The sequence below is a fragment of the Pseudomonas gingeri genome (genome assembly GCF_013386165.1).
GTDB classification, from domain to species: Bacteria; Pseudomonadota; Gammaproteobacteria; order Pseudomonadales; family Pseudomonadaceae; genus Aquipseudomonas; species Aquipseudomonas gingeri_C.
On the sequence record NZ_JACAOS010000021.1, the window covers coordinates 41928 to 62625 of the forward strand.

The window sequence follows — 20698 nt, forward strand, 5'->3', positions numbered from 1 at the left end:
ACCGGCTTGCGGGCGATGGCAGTAGCCTGGAAAGAAAAAAGGGCACCTTGCGGTGCCCTGTTTCATTGGCTAAAGCCCTTTGGCCTTGGGAATGTAGGCCACGCTGCCACTCTCTTTCTTCTTGGCAAGCCGCGCACCATTGGTGAGCTCGGTGTTGACCACATCATGGTCAACCGAGAGGTAGCTCAACGGCACCTCGTCATGCTTGCTGTAGCTGGTGACGATCAGTGTGCGTGACGGATCCCAGCGCTGGCCACTGGTTTTCTCCAGCCAGGCCATGAATGCGGCGCTGTCGCCAGTACGCGGGTAGTCCTGGGAGTCGTTGATGTAGTAGAACGGCGTGCCCTGGTTGTTCATGTACATCGGCACCTTGTTGTCTATTTCGATCATGACGATTTTCCATTCGTCCCAAGGCATTTGCTGGCTGGCCTTGTTCCGCACGTCGTCGGCGAACTTGATCACGCCGCCACCGCCGTTGGTCCACGGGTAGATAACGTCGATCACCAGCAGCAGGAGCAGCGCCGCCGCCGCAAAGCCTTTCGACCAGCCGGGGCCTGCGACTTTGCCGGCCGCACGCTTCTCTTCCAGGCGACGGGTCACCCACCAGGCCGCGAGCAATTGGGCGAACGGTACCAGGGGTAGCACGTAGTAGCTACGGCGACTGCCGCTGAGGGTGAAGAACAGGAACAACAGCCCCAATCCCCAGACCAGCCAACGGGTGTTGGGCTCGATCTTCTTCCACTGGCGCAGGGCGACCCACAGGCCGAGGATCCAGAACGGTGCCCAGGGCAGGGTGTAGGCCGGCAGGTAGATCAGGTAGGTGTAGATCGGCCCCATATGGTCGAAGGGGTTGAAGAACCGCACCACGTTTTCCTTGAACACCAGCTCCAGGCCACTCTCGCCATAGGTCGGTGAACCATAGAAATGCGACAGCACGAAAGGAATGGAGTACAGCACGCCAGCAACGGCTATGGCGACGAACAGGCGTGGGTTGAGGTGACGTTTCCAGCGCCCGTCAGCCAGCACGTGGGGCAGCAGGATCAGTCCCGGCAGGATGAAGCCGATCAGCCCCTTTAGCAGCGACGTCAGGGCCAGGATCAGGAAAAACACCGTGTAGCGACCCAGCCGCGTGTCGTCTGGCCCGCGCCAGTACCACCAGATGGCCGCGACCACGCCGAACACCGTGAGGATGTCGGCGGTTGCCACCCGTGCCCAGAACACGAAATAGAAGGTGGTGGCCAGCATCCAGCCGGCGATCAGCCCGGTGCCCTTGCGCCACAGGCGTTCACCGATCAGGTAGACCAGCCAGATCGTCAGCCAGGCGGCAATCACCGACGACAGGCGCAGCGACCAGTGGCCCAGGCCACCCATCAGGCCGGCGCTGGCGGTGATCAGCCAGTAGGAGGGCAGTGGCTTGTCGTAATAAGGCGAGCCCCTGAGGTAGGGATCGAAGTAGTTGCCCGACTGCAGCATTTGCAGGGCGATGTTGGCCCAGCGCGTTTCTGCGCCCCACAACTCTCGTTGGCCCAGGCCAACCAATAGAAGGATGGCCGATACGATAAGCAGAAGCGTCAGTGCGCCTTTGTCTGTTTTCCAGAAACTCTGATTCATGGTTGGGTCTGCGGGAAGATCATGATGATGGTATTACCCTTTTGGTAACGCTTGCCGTCCAGTGGGAGCTGCTCGACTTCAGTCATTTCGTCTGCGTTTTTGACGCGCATGACTACACCGACCGAGCCCTGTTTGCGGGCTTCAGTCATCCATTGTTCGATGCTGGCGGAGTTGACCTTCCGCTCGGCGGCGTCAGGATAGTCGAGACCGTACTTCAATTCACCCGCTGTGTTGAACAAATCCACCCGTGGACGTTGCAGGCGCCAGGCGAGCGCGGACGCCGTCCCCAGCTCGTTGCTCAGTAGACGGTTGGTCTGGCTCAATTCATTGAAATGTTCTGAAATAAATTGGTCCGGCATCTGGTTGTCGACGATGCTGGCCGGCATGCCCGCCGGCAGCAGCGCCACCAGCAAACCGATCCCCAGCGCCGGCATGGCCCAGAGGGTGAGTGGGCGCAGCGCTTGCAGGGCGTTGGCGATGATCCAGACCATCAGCATGATGAACACCAGCGAAAGATTGAAGACTTGCGCATGGCTGTTGGCGTAGATCGAGCGGCTGGTTTGCAGGTAGATCAGGGCCGCCATGGCTGCCAGGCCGAGGATCAGGTTGAGCCAGCCATTGATCCGCAGCATCCGGCCTTCGGCGCGGGTCACCCGGTCGATCAGTGCATTGCCCATCATCAGCGCCAGCGGCAGCAGGCACGGCATGATGTAGGTCGGCAGTTTGCCTCGGCTCAGGCTGAAAAAGGCCAGGGGCAGCAGGAACCACAACCACAGGAAACCTGTGCCGGGCTGGCGTTTTTCTTCCCAGGCCTGCTTGAACGTTGGCAACAGCAGCACCGACCACGGCAGGCAGGACACCACCAGCAATGGCAGGTAGAACCACCAGGGCCGGGCGTGTTGGGCGTTGTTGCCGGCAAAACGCTGGATGTGCTCGTGCCAGAAGAAGAAGTTCCAGTAGTCGGGTTCCTGGGCGTTGACCGCCAGCACCCAGGGCAGCGCGACGATTATCGCCACGACCACGGCCAGCGGGCCATAACGCAGCAGTTCAGCCAAGCGGCGTTGCCAGACCATGTAGGGCAGGGCGATCAGGACCGGCAGCAGCAGGGCGAGGAAACCCTTGGTCAGGAAACCCATGCCGCAGGCCACGCCCAGTCCGGCCCAGGCGTACAGGCGATGGCGGCGCTCTTTACTGTCGACCGCGAACCAGAAGGCGAAGAGGCTCAGGTTCGACCACAGGGTGAACTGCGGGTCGAGGTTGGCGTAACCGGCTTGCCCGGCGATCAGGCCGAAACTCATGAACAGCAAGGCCGAGGCGAAGCTCTTGCGCGGATCGTTCCACAGGCGCCGGGCGATCAGGTAGGTCAGCAGCACGCTGAGGCCGGTGGCGACGGCGGATGCCACGCGGACCCCGAAGAGGTTCTCGCCAAATATCGCCTGGCCGATGGCGATCATCCAGTAGCCGGCGATGGGTTTTTCGAAATAGCGCAGGCCCATGAAGTGCGGGGCGGTCCAGTTGCCGGTCAGCAGCATCTCCTGGCTGATCTGGGCGTAGCGCGGTTCGTCGGGAATCCACAGGCCGTGGCCCATCATGGGCAACAGGTAGAACACCGCGAAGGCCAGGAGCAGCACTGGCACGGACCAGCGCCTGAGCGTTGCGGCGGAAAGTGGAAACACGTGAGGGTTCATGGGTCGACCTTAGCGGTAAGCGCCGCAGCTAGGGTTTGAGCGGGGCAGGCACAATGCATGGACTTGCTGGCCCGATCCAGGGTTTCGATGTTTAAAACTGTAAAGGATAGACAAGGCCGTGTGAGGGCAGGGGGGGAATGTAGAGGAGTGCAGGTGGGAGTGAAGTGAAAGGGTTGTGAAAAAAACGGAAATATCGCTGGAAGCCCCGTATTACCTGGGTTTCATAAACATTTTGACATAATTTAGTGGGTGGCAATGTTCTCGACAGGAGCGGTGTTCTCGCTCCTGTCGTGAGCCTGTTCAAGGTTGGGGACTGCTCTTACTCGCCGCGAATGTACTGTTCCAGTTGCCGGATCAGGTCGGCCTGTTCGGTAATCGCCTCCTTCACCAGGTCACCGATGGACAGCAGGCCGATCAGTTGCCCGTCTTCGACCACCGGAAGGTGGCGCAGGTGTTTGTCGGTCATGATGTTCATGCAGGTGTCCACGCTCTGGCGCGAATCCACGGTGATGACCGGGGCGTTCATGATCTCGTGGACCTTGGTGGTGACCGAGCTGAGCCCGTGGAGGATCACTTTGCGTGCGTAATCACGCTCGCTGATGATACCCACGACCTGGCCGTTTTCGACTACCGGAAGGGCACCGACATTTTTCGAGGCCATCAGGATCAGCGCTTCGAACACGGTATGGTCGTGGGCGATCGTATGAACCCCTTGATGTTGGCTACCCTTGAGTTTCAACAGCTCTGCGACGGTTTTCATGGACGGCTCTCTCTTGCGGTTCTTGTTGTGGGCCACATTTCATCGTGACGCTCTTACAGAATCGTAGACGGATACCGCGAAGACGATGCAGAAAGCGGCCTATAGACGCTGAAAAAACGTCATTGCACGGTTTTTTGCCGTAGAAGGCCGCCGTTCGCTGAGCCAGGAACCTCAATCGGGAGAGCGCAAGGGGATAAACCGGTAGTTCCCGGTACCTGTTTGAGCGATGGTCGCGCCGTGGGCGAGTAAGGCCTGGGTGCTGTCTTCATCCGCTAGTTGGAACGCCCATTGCTGTTCAGAGGAACTGGCCGGCCGATCCCCGTTGATCTCTTCGAGGGCCCTCATGAAATCTTGCATGTCGGGCAGATAAGTGGCGAAGCCGTTGCCCTTGAGGGCGGTCGTGCTGATGCCGAGGCGGGCACAGATGGCTGCTTTGGCCCCGATATCCTCGCGATCGGCCTGGCGCGAGCGCTCGATCAGTTCGGCCAGTTCCTGGTCGACCAGCTTTCCGCCGACGATCAGGTCCTGGCCTTGCTCCCAGGATTCGGGCGGGCAGTCCTTGCGGTCCGTGCGCAACGGGATATGGGGATTGATCTCCGCCGGATAGATGCGACAGACCAGCGGGCGCCGCTCATAGATGCCGCAGCGGTTGTCGGCATCGAGATTGCGGCACGGACCGTTGTTATAGGCTGCGAACGTGACGGCCAGCCAGGCCTGGGTTGTCCCGCTGGCAACCAGGACCGAGCGGCGACGGGCATGCTCGAACTGTGCTTCGACCACCCCATGGCCGTTTTCCAGGAACGCCTCAACCAGGACGATCACGATGCCGCCGTCCGCGGCCCATTGTCGGGACTCGTCGAGCGTCAGCGGAACGTAGTGGTCATTGCAGCATTTGCCGCAGCCCACGCAGGAAAATCTTGTGTTGATCACGTCGCCACCTCATCCAGCCTTTTTGAACCGACGCATGAGCGCCGGTCCCCGTGATTGCACGGGGGTTTAGTCTGTGGAGTGGCGAGTTCACATTTTGTTACAGGTGTGCCGAAAGAAACTCAGTTGCTGGGATTCAGTTGCTTCCAGTCCAGGTCAAATCGCGCCAGATATTTGCGCAGACGGTCGGCATCGTTCGGATTGGCCTTGGTCTGGCGGGATGCGTTGAACAATTGGCGTCCGGCATCCGACAGGCTGTTGGCTCGACGACACACTTCAATCACCGCATTGAGTTGCAAGCGATCGAACAGATCGACTTCCCGGGTATTTTCGCCGAGTAGCTGATCCAGGGCGTCCTGCGATTCAGCCAGGCCCCAGGCGTGGCGCAGGCGTTCTATTTCTTCCTCTACCTGAGCTTCATCGATGCGGCCGCTGTCTGCCAGGGTGGCCATTCTCGTGATCGAGGCCGACAGCTCGCGGAAGTTGCCGAGCCAGCTCGCTTCGCTGGAGCTGGCGAAGGTCAGGTAGCGGCGCCGGGCTTCAGCGTTGAAACGTGCCAGATGACCTTGTTCCCGAGCATGGCGCTCCAGTTCGAAGTCCAGGTTCGGCTCGATATCTTCGCGTCTGCCCGCAAGGCCCGGCAGATCGAAGGTCCACAGGTTGATTCGGGCATACAAGTCCTCGCGAAACAGGCCTTCGGCAACACGGCTGCGCAGGTCCCGGTGGGTACCGGCGATGATCAGGAAGTCGCTCTCGACCTCTTTATCGGAGCCGAGGGGGAAGAAGCGCTTTTCTTCGACGGCCTTGAGCAGCATCGCCTGCTCATCCAGGCCCAGTTCACCGATCTCGTCCAGGAACAACATTCCGCCGTCGGCCGCTCGCAACAGGCCTTCGCGACTGTTTTGCGCGCCGGTGAAGGCGCCCTTTATATGGCCGAACAGTGCCGACATGGCGCCGTCGCCGCGCAAGGTGGCGCAGTTGACCTCGACAAACCGCCCCTGGATCTGATGCCGGCTGCGCTTGAGCTCATAAATGCGCCGCGCGAGAAAGGACTTGCCCGCGCCGGTCGGGCCGATCAGCAGCATCGGCGCGCGCGAGCGCACGGCCACACGTTCGATCTGCTCGATAGTGCGGTTGAAGGCGGCATTGCGGGTGGCGATGCCGGACTTTAGGAAGGCCAGCCCCTCAAGACGCTTGTGGGTGAAGCGTGTGGCGATCCGGTCATAACGCGACAGATCCAGATCGATCAGTGCGTGGGTGCCGGTGACCCGAGCTGCTTCATCCAGGCGTCGGGCAGGTGAAGTCTGGATCAGCCGGGCCGGCAGATAGCGCGCTTCAGTGAGCAGGAACCAGCAGATCTGCGCTACGTGGGTGCCGGTGGTGATATGCACGAGGTATTCCTCATGCTCGGTATCGAAGGGGTAGTCGGTGGTGAAGTCATGCAGCGTTGCGTACACCTCTTCGAAATCCCAGGGGTTGCGCAAGGTCATGGGGTGCAGGCGCACTTCGGTTTCCGGCGACACCTGTTGGATGTCCTGGCGTACCCGTTCGGCAAGGCTCACATCCCGGGCGTCCGTGCCGTGAATCAGCTCGAAGCGATGCACCAGCAAGTCAGGCTGCTGGCATAAACCCACGCTGGGTCGCCAGTGGCTCCAGCGGTTGGCGCCTTTGCCGACGCGATCGAGGGTGGAGCCGATAAAACCGATGGTGACTGAGCGTTTGCTGGGCATGTTTATCTTTATGGATAAATGGCGATACAAAATAATAAATAGAAAATGATTTTTTGTCTGGCTTAAGAGTGAGTTTCTGAATGAATAAATAAAAAATTACTTATAAATCAATTATTTGTGATTTTTTAAGACGAAAAAATAAAATCTGGCACAGCGTCTGCAATACCTCTGACAACAAACAAGACAGCAGAGCGAGATGCCAGCATGGCCAATACCCAACTGTTCCAGACCCGTGCCGTGCCTGTGGCATACGACACACTGAACGCTTCCCAGGCGCCGGCTTATGCCTATACGGCTCGCCATGCTCTGGCGCAGTTGGCCGTCACCGGTTGCCTGAACTCGACCTTCTATGCAAGTGCTGAAAGCCAGCTGGACGAAGTCCTGAAGCGGGTTATCGAACTCGACAGCGTCTTTGTCGCCAAGGCTGCGATTTATGCCCGCAAGAAGGGGCACATGAAAGATATGCCGGCGCTGCTCCTGACGGCCTTGGCCGCTCAACACTCGACCATGCTGCCGGTGGTGTTCGCACAGGTGGTGGATAACGGCAAGATGTTGCGCAATTTCGTACAGATCCTGCGCAGCGGTGTCACCGGGCGCAAGTCGCTGGGGTCACAGCCCAAACGCTTGGTGCAGGATTGGCTGAACACGGCCAGCGAGCAGCAGTTGCTGCAAGCATCGGTGGGTAATCAGCCTTCCTTGGCGGATGTCATCAAGATGGTTCATCCCAAGCCGAGTGAAAACTGGCGCGGAGCATTCTTTGCCTGGGTCATCGGCAAGCCCGTGGCAATCGACACCTTGCCACCGTTGACCCGCTCGCTGCTGGAGTTTCGCGGCGGCACGACTCGGCAACTGCCTGAAGTGCCGTTTCAATTGCTTGGCAACGAGACGCTGGACAAGCATCAGTGGGCTGCGCTGGCCATAAGCATGGGCTGGCAGGCTTTGCGGATGAACCTGAACACATTGGCTCGCCACGGTGCCTTTGACGTCCCGGGTTGTGCTGCGGCTGTTGCGGCGCGACTGGCTGACCCGGAGGCAGTGGCCAAGGCGAGGGTTTATCCGTATCGGTTGCTCGCGGCCTACCAGATGACCGGTGCTGAAGTGCCACAGGTGATTCGTGAAGCCTTGCAGGATGCGTTGGAGTTATCCCTGGGCAATGTTCCGGCGTTGCGGGGCTCGGTGGTGATCTGCCCGGATGTCTCGGGTTCGATGCACAGCCCGGTCACCGGTTACCGCCAGGGTGCGACCACAACGGTGCGTTGCATTGATGTGGCGGCACTGGTCGCGGCAGCCGTATTGCGCAAGGCGCCGGAGGCGAGGGTGATACCGTTCGAGAACGAGGTGGTGAAGGTGCGGCTCAATCCTCGGGACAGTGTGATGAGCAACGCCCAGAAACTGGCCGCCATAGGTGGCGGGGGAACCCGTTGTTCGGCACCGCTGGCGCAGTTGGCTGATGAAGGGGCTCGGGTGGACACCTTGATTCTGGTGTCGGATAACGAATCCTGGATGGACGAACGACGTCATGGCGTTACAGAAACGATGCGGCAATGGGAGCGTATCCGCCAGATAAACCCGAGTGCGCGGTTGATCTGTATCGACATGCAACCCGGTGTGACCACCCAGGCGCCGGACCGGCCAGACATCTTGAATGTCGGAGGTTTCAGTGACGCGGTGTTCGATGTCATCAGCCAGTTCACCGAGGGCACCTACGGGGCGCGACATTGGGTGCAGGTGATTGACGCCATGTCGATATGAAAAAACGCATTCGCGCCGAAGGGGGCGGGTGCAGCGATGCTGAGTTTCGCGATAACTGAATGCCGGTGGGACTACATCAAAGATGTCTCACCACACTCTTGTCAGTTGTAACGAAGGTACGAATGCCTGTGGCTGTACATCTGAATGCCGGCTTGAGTCCGGCCCGTGGAAACACGGATCAGTCACTTCTTCTTGTCGTACCGCTTTTGATTGATGGTTTTACCCCGGCGAATGCCGGTGGAACTACAGCACGCCGTGGTGGCGGGTTCGATTCCCGCTTGCCGCAAGGTAATAGCTCAGTGGTCAGAGCACGGCGCATGTTTCACCTCCTTCTTGTCGCCGTTACCCCAGGACAAGGCCAGTGTATTGGCCATCAGGAAATGAAGAATATGCAAGACCAGACCTATACCTTGCTCGAAGTCGCCAACGGCAAGCCGATCAAACTCTGGACCCAGGGCGTTCCGGTCGAGCCGGAGGCGCGTGAGCAATTGATGAACACGGCAAAGATGCCGTTCATCTTCAAACACATGGCAGTGATGCCGGACGTGCATCTGGGCAAGGGCTCGACCATTGGCAGCGTGATTCCCACTGTGGGTGCAATCATTCCTGCTGCGGTCGGTGTGGATATCGGTTGCGGCATGATTGCCGCCTGCACCTCGCTGACTGCCAATGATCTGCCGGACAACCTGCACGGTTTGCGCACGGCCATCGAGCGGGCGGTGCCCCATGGCCGCAGTGGTACTCGCGGTGGTCGGGACAAGGGCGCCTGGGATCATATTCCGAGTGCGGCCGATCTGGCGTGGGCGGCGCTGGAGTCGCGGTTCAAGGCGATCACCGACAAGTACCCCAAGCTTGCGAAGAGCAACAGCCGCAGCCATCTGGGAACACTGGGCTCAGGCAACCACTTCATCGAAGTCTGCCTGGATGAGGCGAACCGCGTCTGGTTCATGTTGCACAGCGGTTCTCGTGGTGTCGGCAACGCCATCGGCAACCTGTTCATCGAGATGGCCCGGGCCGATATGCGCGAGCACATTGCCGACTTGCCGGACCGGGACCTGGCGTACTTCGAAGAGGGCAGCCGGCATTTTGACGATTACGTCGAGGCGGTCGGCTGGGCTCAGGATTTCGCACGGCAGAATCGTGCGTTGATGATGCAGGCATTGATCGCGGCGACACGCCAGGTGATCAGCAAACCCTTTGATGTTGCGCTTGAGGCGGTGAATTGCCATCACAACTACGTGCAGAAGGAGCGGCACTTCGGTGAGGAGGTGCTGGTGACCCGCAAGGGCGCGGTATCGGCGAAGAAGGGCGAGTTGGGCATCATCCCCGGTTCCATGGGGGCCAAGAGCTTCATTGTGCGCGGGTTGGGCAACGAAGAGTCGTTCTGCTCCTGCAGTCATGGTGCCGGCCGAACCATGAGCCGCACCCGGGCCAAGCAACTGTTCACCGTCGATGACCAGATCCGCGCGACGGCCCACGTAGAGTGTCGCAAGGACGCGGCGGTGATCGACGAAATTCCGATGGCCTACAAGGACATCGACCAGGTGATGCACGCCCAGCGCGAGTTGGTGGAAGTGCTGCATACATTGCGGCAGGTGGTGTGTGTAAAGGGATAAAACGAATTGAAAGGAAATAAAGATGGAGCATGCAGAACGTCACCCGCTGGATAGCGCCATGCGCACCCGGGTGCTGGAGGAGCTTGCGCGAATAGAGCGTGAGCGCAACGTCAAGGTGTTGTATGCCTGTGAGTCCGGTAGCCGTGCCTGGGGCTTTTCGTCGACTGACAGTGATTACGACGTACGGTTTGTTTACGTGGAGAAACCGGACTGGTTCATCCAGGTCAGCGAAGTGCGGGATGTGATCGAGCGCCCCCTGGACGATGAGTTGGATATCAGTGGCTGGGAGCTGCGCAAGACCCTCGGGTTGTTGCGCAAGTCCAACCCGACCTTGCTCGAATGGCTTGACTCGCCCCTGGTGTACCGCAGCGAAGAGGCTGCGACCCGGCAACTGCGCGAGTTGGCGGAAGCGTTCTATAGCCCGCCGGCCGCGCGTAATCACTACTTGTCGATGGCCAGGAAGAACTTTCGTGGCTACCTGCAGGGCGAGACGGTGCGTTTCAAGAAGTATTTCTATGTGCTGCGCCCCTTGTTGGCGGTGCGCTGGATTGACATGGGGCTGGGTCGCCCGCCCATGACGTTCGATGCCTTGCTCAAGACCGTCGATGATCCGTTGCTGCTGGAAGAGATCGATGAGCTATTGAGGCTCAAGCGCAGCGCCGATGAGTCTGCCTATGGCCCTCGGCGTCCGGCGTTGCACGGGTTTATCGAAACACAATTGGAGCGCTCGGTACCGGTGTTGCCGCGTACCACTGAGGACAGTCAACGGCTGGATCACTACCTGAGGGAAATGGTTCATCGCTATAAGTGAAGGAAGGATATGGAAAGGGAAGTGATCGAACTGGATGGCGCCATGGGCGGCGGCCAGGTGTTGCGCAGTGGGCTGAGCCTGTCGATGGTGACGGGACAGGCGTTGCGGATCTGCAATATTCGGGCGAAGCGCAGTCGCCCCGGCTTGATGCGCCAGCACCTGGCGGCGGTGCTGGCCTCTGCCGAGGTTTGCGGCGCTAAAGTGGAGGGCGCAGAGCTTGGTTCGCAAAGCCTGTATTTCGAGCCGGGTCCTATTCGTGGTGGGGACTTTCGCTTCGCTATCGGTACGGCTGGGAGCTGCACGTTGGTGCTGCAAACTGTGTTACCGGCCTTGTTGCAGGCACCAGCGCCGAGCCGGGTGGTGATTACCGGCGGAACACATAACCCGTTGGCGCCGCCGTTCGAGTTTCTCGAGCGTGCCTGGTTACCATTGTTGCGGCGGATGGGGGCGAAGGTTGAGTTGCAGCTCTCGCGACATGGCTTTGTGCCGGCCGGTGGCGGTGAACTGGAAGCCTTTATCCAGCCTTCGCCACTGAAGGCCTTGCAACTGAACGAGCGGGGGGCCGAATTGGGGCGTGAGGCCTGCGTGTTGCTCTGCGGTGTTGCCGAATCGGTGGCCGAGCGTGAGCTGGCCAGGGTCGGCAGTCGCTTGGATTTTCCGAACAAGTCGCGCCGTACGCTACTGATTGATCCGGCTGAAGGTCCCGGGAATGTATTGTTGCTGGAGTACCGCTGTGAGCAGGTGACTGAGGTCTTCAGCGCATTTGGGCAGGCTCGCTTGCGGGCCGAGACCGTGGCTGATGAAGCGGTCAAGTCTGCCAGGCTCTGGTTGAACAGCAGCGCCGCGGTGGGTGAACACCTGGCCGATCAATTGCTGCTGCCCATGGCACTTGCGGGGGGTGGCAGTTTCACCACACTCCGTATGACCGAGCATCTGCAAAGCAATATTCGCGTGATCGAGAGCTTTCTGCCGCTGAGGATTGCCTGCACGACGCTGGCGGAAGGTGTGTTGCTCGTCGAGTGTCATGGCTGATCAGGATGCTTGTTGCTGGCGCCGAAACTGGCCCGGCGGCAGGCCCTGGGTGGCCTTGAAGCGGCGTGAGAAGTAAGCCTCGTCGGCAAAACCACACAATTGCGCAATCTGGCTCACCGGCTTTTCGCTATTGAGCAGGTGCGTGCGTGCCAGGTGCATGCGTCGCTCCAGGACCAGCTCCGAGAAGGTGCTGCCGGTTTCCTTGCGCAGCAAGTGCGTCAGGTAATTGGGGGACAGGAATGCCGCCTCGGCGGTGTCCTTGAGGTTCAGCGCCGGATCGGCGATATGCTCGCGCAGATAACGCGTGACCCGCGCCAAGGCATCCCGCCGTCCGCGTCGTGCAGCCTTGTTCGCCGACAAGGCCTGCAGCTCGCTTGCATACAGGCTGCAAATCTTGCCGGTCAGTTGCAGCAGGCAGCCCTTCAGCGCTTGGCGGGTGCCGAGGTCGCGGCCCTGATCCAGTTCGCGCATCTTTTCCAGCAGGGTAAGGACTTCGGCGAAGTCACGGTCGGCGAGGATGAAGTCCAGATGCTCCTGATGTTGGAACGGCGACAGTTCCGGCAGGTCATGAATGGACAGGTCTTCCAGATCCAGCGGGTCGCAATGCAGGTGCGGCAGGAAAAACGCCTGGGAAAAATTGATCAGGACAAAATTGCCGTCTTCCGGGTGCGGGATCAGGTGCAGGCGATGGGGCAGGATAAACGCCAGGGCCTGGTGTGGATAAGGCCGGATGGCGCCGCCGATGTGCTGCACGGTGTCGCCGCCCAGGTTGATCTGGATCTGGAAATAGTCATGCCGGTGCGGGGTAACGATGGCCGGGCGGGCCTGCTTGTCACGGATATAGAAGTCCGGGCGGTCGCTGCGTTGCTGCATGCCATAGGTGCGCACACGGGAGGAACTCGACATCGACACTGTCCTTGATGACTGAACCGGAATGTCGCCATTCTAGGGCAATGGCGACCTCCGGGCATCCAGGTTGCCGATCAGCGCTGGCCGATGCTCAACTCGAACGTCGCGATCCCATCAATCCCGGCACTGATCCGGTCACCTGCGACCAAGGCACCGACACCTGCCGGCGTACCCGTGAAAATCAGATCGCCGGCCTTGAGCTCAACCGAACGCGACACATGGCTGATCACGTCCGGTACCGACCAGATCTGGTCCGCCAGATCGCCGCGTTGGCGTTCAACATCGTTGACCTTCAGCCAGATCGCGCCGCTTTGTGGATGCCCCAGTGCAGTGGCCCGACGCAAGGCCGTGCAAGGTGCCGACTCGTCGAAACCCTTGGCCCAATCCCAGGGGCGGCCAAGTTTCTTGGCCTGGGCCTGGATGTCCCGGCGTGTCAGGTCGAGGCCGACACCGTAGCCCCAGACATGGGCGAGGGCGTTGTCCGGGTCGATATTCGTGCCGCCTTCACCAATAGCCACCACCAGTTCGATTTCGTGGTGCAGGTCCTCGGTCAACGGTGGGTAGGCGATCACACCACTGGCCGGCACCACCGCATCGGCGGGTTTCATGAAAAAGAACGGTGGTTCGCGGTCCGGGTCGTGGCCCATTTCCCGGGCATGCTCGGAGTAGTTGCGGCCGACACAGAATACCCGGCGAATCGGAAAACGTGCCGACTCGCCTTCAATGGCCAGGGATGGGATGGCGTGGGGGGCGAACACATAATCGCTCATGGTATTTCTCCTCGTTGGAATCCGGCCGTGGGTCTCTGGCCATGGCTCAAGTGTGGAGGAGCGGGGCGACGGGAAATTGGACAAATCCAGCATGCTTCTGGATTTTGCACGGCAGCAAGGTGCCGTCGGGTCGTGCGTGCAGAAAAACAAAACCCGGCAATAGCCGGGTTTTGTGTGAGACGCCTTGTGTGACGCGGTTATAGCGAGTCGTCAGGCGCTTTTCGGCAGGGCATGGTGGGAGGCCCATTCCGATTTCAGCGATTGCAGCACGCGAGCCATGAAGTCTTTGTCCGCAGCGGCTTTCTTGCCGACATAGCCCTGGCCCCGGCGGTACATCTTGACGCAGGCGAACAGCGCGGGCTGGGCCTGGCTGAAGGCGCGCTCGTCGGCGTAAGGCGAGCGGCCGTCGAGTTTCACCTCTCCGGTCTGGCTGATCCAGAGAATATGGTCGTCAAGGCTGTCCTTGCGCGAGGCGAACAGGGCAGCCAGTTGATCGATAGTCGTTTGATTGTTCAGATTCATGTTAAAGCCCCTTTGACCACTCGTTAATCTGTCTGGTTTACGTGTGTATCGTTGCCAAGACGGCGAATTGCTGCGGTGCCGCACACGGACAATGGTGTCCGTCGAGTGTGGCGCCGGCCCTGGGCGCGATTCGTGTAGCGGGGTTGAAAGCCTGCTACACACAACGTTTCAACGAGCAGAAACAACAGCGCAATCCTTAGAACGGCGCTGACGACAGTAACGAAGTCAGCCACAAGCATTTTGAGGACGTTAGGCCAGTGTTTCTCGCCCGTTGGGACGATCACGCCAGGTCAGCTTCATCAATCTGCCTTGTGGGCAGTACAGATCCGGAACAGCTCGACGGCTTGTCGAGCCTGTTGTAACAACAGCTTTTGCAGCGCTCCCGATCGGGGAGACGGGTCCATCATGCAAGTGCCGAAAGAAGGCGTCAACCATTTTGTAGTGAATATTTTTAAGCACTACATATTGCAAAGTCGTTATTTCTTACAACATTGGAAAAGGGCCCAATGGACGAAATGTGACCGATAAGTCTTGTTTTCACAGGTTTGACGGTCGCAGCCTGTGAATTCAAGGGGTTCGTACTGTTGCAGCCTGCGCAACAGACCTTTCTTGATCTGCCGGTGTAAAACCTCGGGAGACTGGCCTAAGCTCGGCAGCTTCTGAATCCGCCTCGGGAAACACGATGTCACAGCTATTTCCGACGACGCGCCTGCGTCGCCTGCGCCGTAACGAAAGCCTGCGCGGCCTGTTCCAGGAAACCGAGTTCAGCCTCAGCGACCTGGTATTGCCGATCTTTGTCGAGGAAGGCATCGATGATTTTGTGCCCATCACCAGCATGCCCGGGGTGATGCGGATTCCGGAAAAGAAACTGGCGAGCGAGATCGAGCGTTACGCCCGGGCCGGGATCAAGTCGGTGATGACCTTCGGCGTGTCCCATCATCTGGACGCGACGGGCAGCGACACCTGGAACGAAGAGGGCCTGGTGGCGCGCATGGTGCGGATCTGCAAGGACACGGCGCCGGAAATGCTGGTGATGTCCGACACCTGTTTCTGCGAGTACACCTCCCATGGCCATTGCGGCGTGCTGCACGGCGACGCGGTCGACAACGATGCAACGCTGAAGAACCTTGGGCGTCAGGCGGTGGTGGCGGCACAGGCGGGGGCGGACTTTATCTCACCGTCGGCGGCCATGGACGGGCAGGTCCAGGCGATTCGCAGTGCCCTGGATGCTGCCGGCTTTTTCGACACCTCGATCATGGCTTACTCGACCAAGTTCGCCTCGGCGCTCTACGGTCCGTTCCGCGAAGCGGGTGGTACGGCGCTCAAGGGTGATCGCAAGGCTTACCAGATGAACCCGATGAACCGACGCGAAGCGGTGCGTGAATCCTTGCTGGACGAGCAGGAAGGTGCCGATGTGTTGATGGTCAAACCGGCCGGTGCCTACCTGGACATCATCCGTGATATCCGCGAAGCCTCGCGCTTGCCACTGGCGGCATATCAGGTCAGCGGTGAGTACGCGATGATCAAGTTCGGCGCCCAGGCCGGGGCCATCGACGAGCACCGCATCGTTCGCGAAAGCCTGGGGGCGATCAAGCGCGCCGGGGCGGACATCATCCTGAGTTACTTCGCCATGGACATTGCCCGCGACGGCGTTTAGCAGGAGCAAAGCGCCTGGTGTCGTTGACCTGATTTTTCTTTAAATCGGCCAAACAATCTGAACCCCGAGGTCTTGAACCGTGAGAGTTGCAATGGTGTTGTTGCTGAGCCTGCTGCCTATCTTGGCGCAGGCGACGGAAGTCGGTGAGCGCCTGGCGCCTTGGACCCTGCTTGATCAGTATGACCAGCCCTACAGCCTGGATACCCGCACCCAGATCTTGTTGGTCGCCCGCAATATGGACGGTGCCAAGCTGGTCAAGGCGGCGTTGCAGGACAAGCCCAAAGGTTACCTGGAAGCACGGCGAAGCGTATTCGTTGCCGATGTCCAGCGCATGCCCGCGCTGATCAGCAAACTCTTCGCCGTCCCGGCCATGCGTGATTACAGCTACCGCGTCCTGCTCGACCGTGATGGGCGGGTGGCACCGCGTTATCCGGGCGCTGAAGACAAGGTGCTGTGGCTGCAACTGGACAATGGCCGACTGGTTGCCCAACGGGAATTTGCCCGTGCTATCGACCTGCGAGAGGCCTTGGATAAGGTGGCGGATCACTGATTGCCGAAGGACGGTCAGAGAGTTGGCACGGAGACATGATCAATCAGGTATTGCTAGCGGCAGCTATCTGCTAGGAGCAATCGTTCAGAGGTTGCGGAATCTGAAAGCGCCCAGTATTCAGTTTTTAACTACTTGACTTGGCATACCCAAGCTCGTAAGCATGCGCACATCCAATACCTCGCAGCAGATAAAAATGGAATTGAGCAGTGTGGTTTGCGTTTTGTGGTCAACTGCCAAGGCGGTTTAAAAAAATTAAGCCATTGAGAGCGGAAAAGGCAGCCGGGAAAGCGCCAGAGAATGTTCGATCTGCGGATGACTCCATATCAGGAGCTCACCCCCATTGAACGTGCTTTTCATCTGCGGCAAAAACCGCTTGCGCAGCCCGACCGCCGAGCAACTGTTTGCTGATCGGCCTGGCGTGGAGACCGCCTCGGCTGGCGTCGGCCATGATGCGGATGTTCCGGTGAGCCCCGAGCTGCTGGAGTGGGCCGACCTGATCTGCGTGATGGAACAGACCCATCGCAAGAAGCTGACAGCCCGGTTCCGGGCGGAGTTGGCGAACAAGCGGATTGTCTGCCTGCATATCGCCGATGATTACGAATACATGGAGCCGGCCTTGATAACGCTGCTGGAGGCGAGATTCAGTCGTTACCTGCCGGCCTGACAGTCACGTGTCTCCCGTCTTCCGAGCTTTCGGCGGAGCCTATCGGGCTTCGCCGCGACTCCAGCCTCAGACTGCAGCCATGCTCTAGCGCGCATACGCCAGTCGCTTTCCGATGAGCTGTTCGTTCGCTCTGGCAACGCGATGCAGCCTACTGCCCAGGCCAAGCAGATAGCCCCGGGCATTGCCACCGAGCGACACCCCCAGCGTGCTGTCCAACAAGCGCTACTCAAGTGCTCCGGCGCACCGCTGGATGCGCCAACAAATGCTTGTGGCCCTGGGTGCGGCGATGAACGCGCCGACCCACGTCTAGGCCGCTCGGATCGGCTATCGAAATCGAGCACCGGTTTGTACTATCCTGCCTCCCTGCAAATCTATTGCCGCCAGGAGGCAGCATGCTCGCCACGCTCAGACACTACCCCGCAGGCGTCAACCTGCTTCTGGCCAGCGCCCTGCTGCTGACCTTGGGGAGGGCGATCACCCTGCCGTATATGGTGATCTACCTGAGTACGCGTTACGGCCTGAGCGTTACCGCGGTGGGTATGATCGTCGGCGGTGCCCTGGTCCTGGGTTCGCTGCTGAGCCTCTATGGTGGCTATCTCACTGACCGTGTACGACCCTTCCCACTGATCCTGGCCCTGACCGTCTTTTTCATTAGCGGCTTTATCGGCATGTGCCTGACCTTGAGCCTGCCGGTGTTCTTTTTCTTCCTGGTGGCCTTCAACTTTTCCTATTCGGCGATCGATGTGGTGGCCAAGGCCAGCTTCGGTCGCCTGCTGCCCGGGGATGAGCAAAGCCAGGTATTTTCCCTGCGTTACACGCTGATCAATATCGCCTACGCGGTAGGGCCCTTTGTCGGCGCCGGGCTGGCCAGCGTCAACATCCAGCTGCCCTTTGTGGTTTCAGCGCTGTTGGGCATTCTGTTCTTCGCGCTTTATGCGACCCAGGGTGATCGCCATCTCGGCGCCGTCCAGTCCGAGACCGCCGGGTTCTCCTTTGGCAAGGTCGGTCGGATTCTGATTCAGGACCGGCGCCTGGTCTGCTTCACCTTCGGCGGCATACTCAGTGCCGTGGTGTTCGGACAGTTCACCGCATACCTGTCCCAGTACCTGGTGCTGACCCTCGACGCGCAACGTGTCTATACGGTGATCAGCACCTTGGTAGCGGTGAACGCCAGCGTGGTCATTTGCCTGCAGTACCTGCTCGGCAAGTCGATCGACCAGCGTCATCTGACCCTCTGGCTGGTGGGCGGGCTGGCGCTGTTCCTCGCCGGCCTGGTGGGCTTTTCCATGGCCGAGAGCCTGTGGGCCTGGGCGGCGGCGATGGTGATCTTCACCCTTGGGGAAATCATCGTGTTTCCGGTCGAATACATGTTTATCGACCGCATCGCCCCGACGCATTTGCGTGGCATGTACTACGCGGCGCAAAACCTCTCCAATCTCGGCGGCGCCTTCGGCCCGATCGTCTGTGGTGTCGCTTTGGCCACGCTGCCACCCGCCGCCATGTTCTATGTGTTGGCGGTGTTCATTATTCTCGGTGGCGCCTTGTATGTCATGGGTGGCTCTATGGCTGAGGCGGACCAAAGCGTGCGAGCGCCGCATCGATGAATTGCCGGAGCTTGGCGGTTCTCTGACGATTGGCGGTGTAGAGCAAATGCATCTGTCGGCTCGGTGCCTGGTAGTCCGCCAGCAATCGAACCAGCTCGCCGCTACGCAGGGCCGGCTCAAGAAAGTCTTCGGGCCCCAGGAGCACGCCGAAGCCGTCCAGTGCGGCCGACAACAGTGCCTTGCTCTCGTTGACCTGCAATCGACTGGAAACCTGCACCCGCTCAACGGTGGAGCCTTTGCAAAAGACCCATTCGCGGTCAGCTGGACGGGACCAATAGACATACCCCAGGCACTCATGCGCCTTCAGGTCATCCGGTACTTGCGGCACGCCGCGCTTGGCCAGGTAGCTCGGCGCCGCACAGGTGACCAGTCGATAAGGTGCCAATGGCCTGGCGATCAGGCTGGAGGTGGTCAACGGACCAAGCCTGAACGTCACCTCATAACCCTCTTCGACCAGATCGACGAAACGGTCGGTCAAATGCAGGTCGATTTCCACCTCTGGGTGCTGGCGCAAAAACTCCGTCACAAAGGGCATGAGGCGATAGGAGCCGAACGTGACCGGAGCGCTGACTTTCAGCTTGCCGCGCGGGGTGTCATTCATGATCTGGGCAAGGGAGTCGGCCGCCTGGGCCTCACTCAGGATGTGCTTGCAGCGTTCGTAGTAGACGCTGCCCAACTCCGTCAGGCTCTGGCGTCGGGTGGTACGGTTGAGCAGGCGCGCGCCCAGCCGCTGCTCAAGGGCGGCCACGTGCTTGGCCACCATCTGCGGCGACAGCCCCAGTCGCTCGGCAGCGCTGGCATAGGAGCCGGATTCCGCCGCCGTCACAAAGGCGCCCATGCTCGTCAGGCGATCCATGATTAGTTACTCCTGGTAGTGAGACTAAGTAGCCGATGATTATTTATCTATCGTTAGTTGGCAATCATCATGGTTTCTTCTTGGTCATCCGTGGAGCAACGACATGCGTATTGGCATTATTGGAGCAGGCTTTATTGGACGGGCAGTGGCGCAATTGGCCATCGCGGCGGGACACGAAGCGTTGCTCAGTAATTCACGTGGGCCGCAGAGCTTGACCAGCGTGACCAGCGGTATTCCTGGGAGCCAGGTCGGCACTGTCGAGCAGGCTGCAGAATTTGGTGACGTGGTGCTCGTGGCCATTCCGTTCGAGCATTACCGGAGCGTGCCGGCCCAATGGTTGGAGGGCAAAGTCGTGCTGGATGCCAACAACTACTACCCGCAGCGCGACGGTCGCATTGCCGCGCTCGACCGTTTCGAAACCACCACCAGCCGCCTGCTCGCTGAACACCTGCCGCACTCCAGCGTGGTCAAGGTGTTCAATGCCATTCTTGCCCGGGATCTGGGGCGCGACTCGCGCCCGGCAGCGGCCCCAGACCGACGCGCATTGCCGGTCGCCGCGGATGATCCGGCCGCGAAGGCGCTGGTGATCCAGTTCCTCAACGAGATCGGATTCGACGCGGTGGATGCCGGCGGCCTGGATGAAAGCTGGCGCTTCGAACGAGCTAAACCGGCCTACTGCATATCGCTGGATAAAGCCGGACTCAAGGCTGCCTTGGCTGCGGCCCAGCGGGATGTTGAATTGCCCGATGGCTCGTGGCGCTCCTGACTGACCCGGCCCCTACCGATTCCCCCGCGAGCGCCGGCTCCGGGGGAATCATCGGCTTGCGCGTCATGCCCAGGCTCACCACCGCCCCGGTGACCAGCAATCCTCCGGCAATCACGAACGCTCAGTTATAGCTGCCGGTGGCGCTGATCACATAGCCGGTCACCACCGGCGCGAGCATTCCGAAGACATTGCCGCCCACCACCACGAAGGCCATGGCCTGCGCCGCCCGGGAAACCCCCTGGCTATCGACGACCCGCACGAAGGTGCGCATGGCATGAAAACGGTCCATTCAATCTGCCCGCATTCGTGAGCATCCGAGGTTGGAAAATGACGCTTGGTACTGTACTTCCGGACAAGAAAAAGCCCGGCTGATAAGGCCGGGCTCTTGGCTGGATGCTGCAGTAAAGCGACTCATGCACGATTCTGGATCAGACGGTCGGAACCACCTTCAGCAACGCGACGGTCGATCAGGC

General features: G+C 59.9%; 19 protein-coding genes. 9 read left to right on the forward strand and 10 right to left on the reverse strand.

Annotated features, from left to right (window positions below; genetic code table 11):
- Positions 1-69: 69 nt before the first annotated feature.
- The 5 genes from HX866_RS25360 to rtcR form a co-directional block, all read right to left on the reverse strand.
- The gene (locus HX866_RS25360) at positions 70-1611 is read right to left on the reverse strand and encodes an ArnT family glycosyltransferase (RefSeq protein WP_177140607.1); all 1542 of its coding nucleotides are present in this window, start codon (positions 1609-1611) and stop codon (positions 70-72) included.
- On the reverse strand, positions 1608-3299 hold the full coding sequence (arnT, locus tag HX866_RS25365) for a lipid IV(A) 4-amino-4-deoxy-L-arabinosyltransferase (RefSeq protein WP_177140608.1): 1692 nt from the start codon (positions 3297-3299) through the stop codon (positions 1608-1610). The genes HX866_RS25360 and arnT overlap by 4 nt, the downstream gene beginning before the upstream one ends.
- Before the next feature lie 319 nt (positions 3300-3618).
- Entirely contained in the window at positions 3619-4059 is a 441-nt protein-coding gene (locus tag HX866_RS25370; protein ID WP_177097597.1) for a CBS domain-containing protein, read from the reverse strand.
- Positions 4060-4230: 171 nt separating this feature from the next.
- Positions 4231-4986 (reverse strand): YkgJ family cysteine cluster protein, encoded by a 756-nt coding sequence (locus HX866_RS25375; RefSeq protein ID WP_177097665.1) that lies wholly within the window; start codon positions 4984-4986, stop codon positions 4231-4233.
- 122 nt (positions 4987-5108) lie between these two features.
- On the reverse strand, positions 5109-6716 hold the full coding sequence (gene rtcR / locus HX866_RS25380) for an RNA repair transcriptional activator RtcR (protein ID WP_177140609.1): 1608 nt from the start codon (positions 6714-6716) through the stop codon (positions 5109-5111).
- Positions 6717-6920: 204 nt separating this feature from the next.
- On the opposite strand from rtcR, the gene HX866_RS25385 reads away from it, so the two are divergent.
- From HX866_RS25385 to rtcA, 4 genes are all read left to right on the forward strand, one after another.
- On the forward strand, positions 6921-8468 hold the full coding sequence (locus HX866_RS25385; RefSeq protein WP_177140610.1) for a TROVE domain-containing protein: 1548 nt from the start codon (positions 6921-6923) through the stop codon (positions 8466-8468).
- Between the two features lie 389 nt (positions 8469-8857).
- Entirely contained in the window at positions 8858-10084 is a 1227-nt protein-coding gene (locus HX866_RS25390; protein ID WP_371319289.1) for an RtcB family protein, read from the forward strand.
- Between the two features lie 22 nt (positions 10085-10106).
- A complete protein-coding gene (locus HX866_RS25395; RefSeq protein WP_177140612.1) occupies positions 10107-10895 on the forward strand; it encodes a nucleotidyltransferase domain-containing protein in 789 nt (262 codons plus the stop codon).
- 9 nt (positions 10896-10904) lie between these two features.
- The gene (rtcA, locus tag HX866_RS25400; protein ID WP_177140613.1) at positions 10905-11927 is read left to right on the forward strand and encodes an RNA 3'-terminal phosphate cyclase; all 1023 of its coding nucleotides are present in this window, start codon (positions 10905-10907) and stop codon (positions 11925-11927) included.
- Here the strand turns inward: rtcA and HX866_RS25405 are convergent, their stop codons facing one another.
- From HX866_RS25405 to HX866_RS25415, 3 genes are all read right to left on the reverse strand, one after another.
- Positions 11928-12833 carry a helix-turn-helix transcriptional regulator gene (locus tag HX866_RS25405; protein WP_177140614.1) on the reverse strand — a complete coding sequence of 302 codons (906 nt, stop codon included), beginning with the start codon at positions 12831-12833 and terminating at the stop codon, positions 11928-11930.
- Between the two features lie 77 nt (positions 12834-12910).
- The gene (locus HX866_RS25410) at positions 12911-13606 is read right to left on the reverse strand and encodes a fumarylacetoacetate hydrolase family protein (protein WP_177140615.1); all 696 of its coding nucleotides are present in this window, start codon (positions 13604-13606) and stop codon (positions 12911-12913) included.
- A 210-nt stretch (positions 13607-13816) separates the two neighbouring features.
- Entirely contained in the window at positions 13817-14128 is a 312-nt protein-coding gene (locus tag HX866_RS25415; RefSeq protein WP_177097589.1) for a hypothetical protein, read from the reverse strand.
- A gap of 682 nt (positions 14129-14810) precedes the next feature.
- On the opposite strand from HX866_RS25415, the gene hemB reads away from it, so the two are divergent.
- The 4 genes from hemB (at position 14811) to HX866_RS25435 (ending at position 18603) form a co-directional block, all read left to right on the forward strand.
- Positions 14811-15785: a porphobilinogen synthase gene (hemB, locus tag HX866_RS25420; protein WP_177097588.1), complete on the forward strand. Its 975-nt coding sequence runs from the start codon at positions 14811-14813 to the stop codon at positions 15783-15785.
- A gap of 91 nt (positions 15786-15876) precedes the next feature.
- Entirely contained in the window at positions 15877-16335 is a 459-nt protein-coding gene (locus HX866_RS25425; RefSeq protein ID WP_218179784.1) for an FAD/FMN-containing dehydrogenase, read from the forward strand.
- Between the two features lie 340 nt (positions 16336-16675).
- Positions 16676-16999, forward strand: a complete 324-nt coding sequence (locus tag HX866_RS25430; RefSeq protein WP_177097586.1) for a low molecular weight protein tyrosine phosphatase family protein — start codon at positions 16676-16678, stop codon at positions 16997-16999.
- A gap of 392 nt (positions 17000-17391) precedes the next feature.
- Positions 17392-18603, forward strand: coding sequence for an MFS transporter (locus tag HX866_RS25435; RefSeq protein ID WP_177140617.1), 1212 nt, complete (start codon positions 17392-17394; stop codon positions 18601-18603).
- Here HX866_RS25435 and HX866_RS25440 read toward each other — a convergent pair.
- The gene (locus HX866_RS25440) at positions 18560-19459 is read right to left on the reverse strand and encodes a LysR family transcriptional regulator (RefSeq protein ID WP_177097584.1); all 900 of its coding nucleotides are present in this window, start codon (positions 19457-19459) and stop codon (positions 18560-18562) included. The two genes, HX866_RS25435 and HX866_RS25440, sit on opposite strands and share 44 nt — an antisense overlap.
- A 103-nt stretch (positions 19460-19562) precedes the next feature.
- Here HX866_RS25440 and HX866_RS25445 point away from each other — a divergent pair, with 103 nt between their 5' ends.
- Positions 19563-20225, forward strand: a complete 663-nt coding sequence (locus tag HX866_RS25445; protein WP_177140618.1) for an NADPH-dependent F420 reductase — start codon at positions 19563-19565, stop codon at positions 20223-20225.
- 121 nt (positions 20226-20346) lie between these two features.
- Here the strand turns inward: HX866_RS25445 and HX866_RS25450 are convergent, their stop codons facing one another.
- Entirely contained in the window at positions 20347-20514 is a 168-nt protein-coding gene (locus HX866_RS25450) for a hypothetical protein (RefSeq protein WP_177140619.1), read from the reverse strand.
- Positions 20515-20698 lie beyond the last annotated feature (184 nt).

Bases quoted from the DNA above. Each gene is read 5' to 3' on its own strand.
- HX866_RS25360 (WP_177140607.1), bottom strand. From the start codon at position 1,611: ATGAATCAGAGTTTCTGGAAAACAGACAAAGGCGCACTGACGCTTCTG.
- arnT (WP_177140608.1), bottom strand. From the start codon at position 3,299: ATGAACCCTCACGTGTTTCCACTTTCCGCCGCAACGCTCAGGCGCTGG.
- HX866_RS25370 (WP_177097597.1), bottom strand. From the start codon at position 4,059: ATGAAAACCGTCGCAGAGCTGTTGAAACTCAAGGGTAGCCAACATCAA.
- rtcR (WP_177140609.1), bottom strand. From the start codon at position 6,716: ATGCCCAGCAAACGCTCAGTCACCATCGGTTTTATCGGCTCCACCCTC.
- HX866_RS25385 (WP_177140610.1), top strand. From the start codon at position 6,921: ATGGCCAATACCCAACTGTTCCAGACCCGTGCCGTGCCTGTGGCATAC.
- HX866_RS25390 (WP_371319289.1), top strand. From the start codon at position 8,858: ATGCAAGACCAGACCTATACCTTGCTCGAAGTCGCCAACGGCAAGCCG.
- HX866_RS25395 (WP_177140612.1), top strand. From the start codon at position 10,107: ATGGAGCATGCAGAACGTCACCCGCTGGATAGCGCCATGCGCACCCGG.
- rtcA (WP_177140613.1), top strand. From the start codon at position 10,905: ATGGAAAGGGAAGTGATCGAACTGGATGGCGCCATGGGCGGCGGCCAG.
- HX866_RS25405 (WP_177140614.1), bottom strand. From the start codon at position 12,833: ATGTCGAGTTCCTCCCGTGTGCGCACCTATGGCATGCAGCAACGCAGC.
- HX866_RS25410 (WP_177140615.1), bottom strand. From the start codon at position 13,606: ATGAGCGATTATGTGTTCGCCCCCCACGCCATCCCATCCCTGGCCATT.
- HX866_RS25415 (WP_177097589.1), bottom strand. From the start codon at position 14,128: ATGAATCTGAACAATCAAACGACTATCGATCAACTGGCTGCCCTGTTC.
- hemB (WP_177097588.1), top strand. From the start codon at position 14,811: ATGTCACAGCTATTTCCGACGACGCGCCTGCGTCGCCTGCGCCGTAAC.
- HX866_RS25425 (WP_218179784.1), top strand. From the start codon at position 15,877: ATGGTGTTGTTGCTGAGCCTGCTGCCTATCTTGGCGCAGGCGACGGAA.
- HX866_RS25435 (WP_177140617.1), top strand. From the start codon at position 17,392: ATGCTCGCCACGCTCAGACACTACCCCGCAGGCGTCAACCTGCTTCTG.
- HX866_RS25440 (WP_177097584.1), bottom strand. From the start codon at position 19,459: ATGGATCGCCTGACGAGCATGGGCGCCTTTGTGACGGCGGCGGAATCC.
- HX866_RS25445 (WP_177140618.1), top strand. From the start codon at position 19,563: ATGCGTATTGGCATTATTGGAGCAGGCTTTATTGGACGGGCAGTGGCG.
- HX866_RS25450 (WP_177140619.1), bottom strand. From the start codon at position 20,514: ATGGACCGTTTTCATGCCATGCGCACCTTCGTGCGGGTCGTCGATAGC.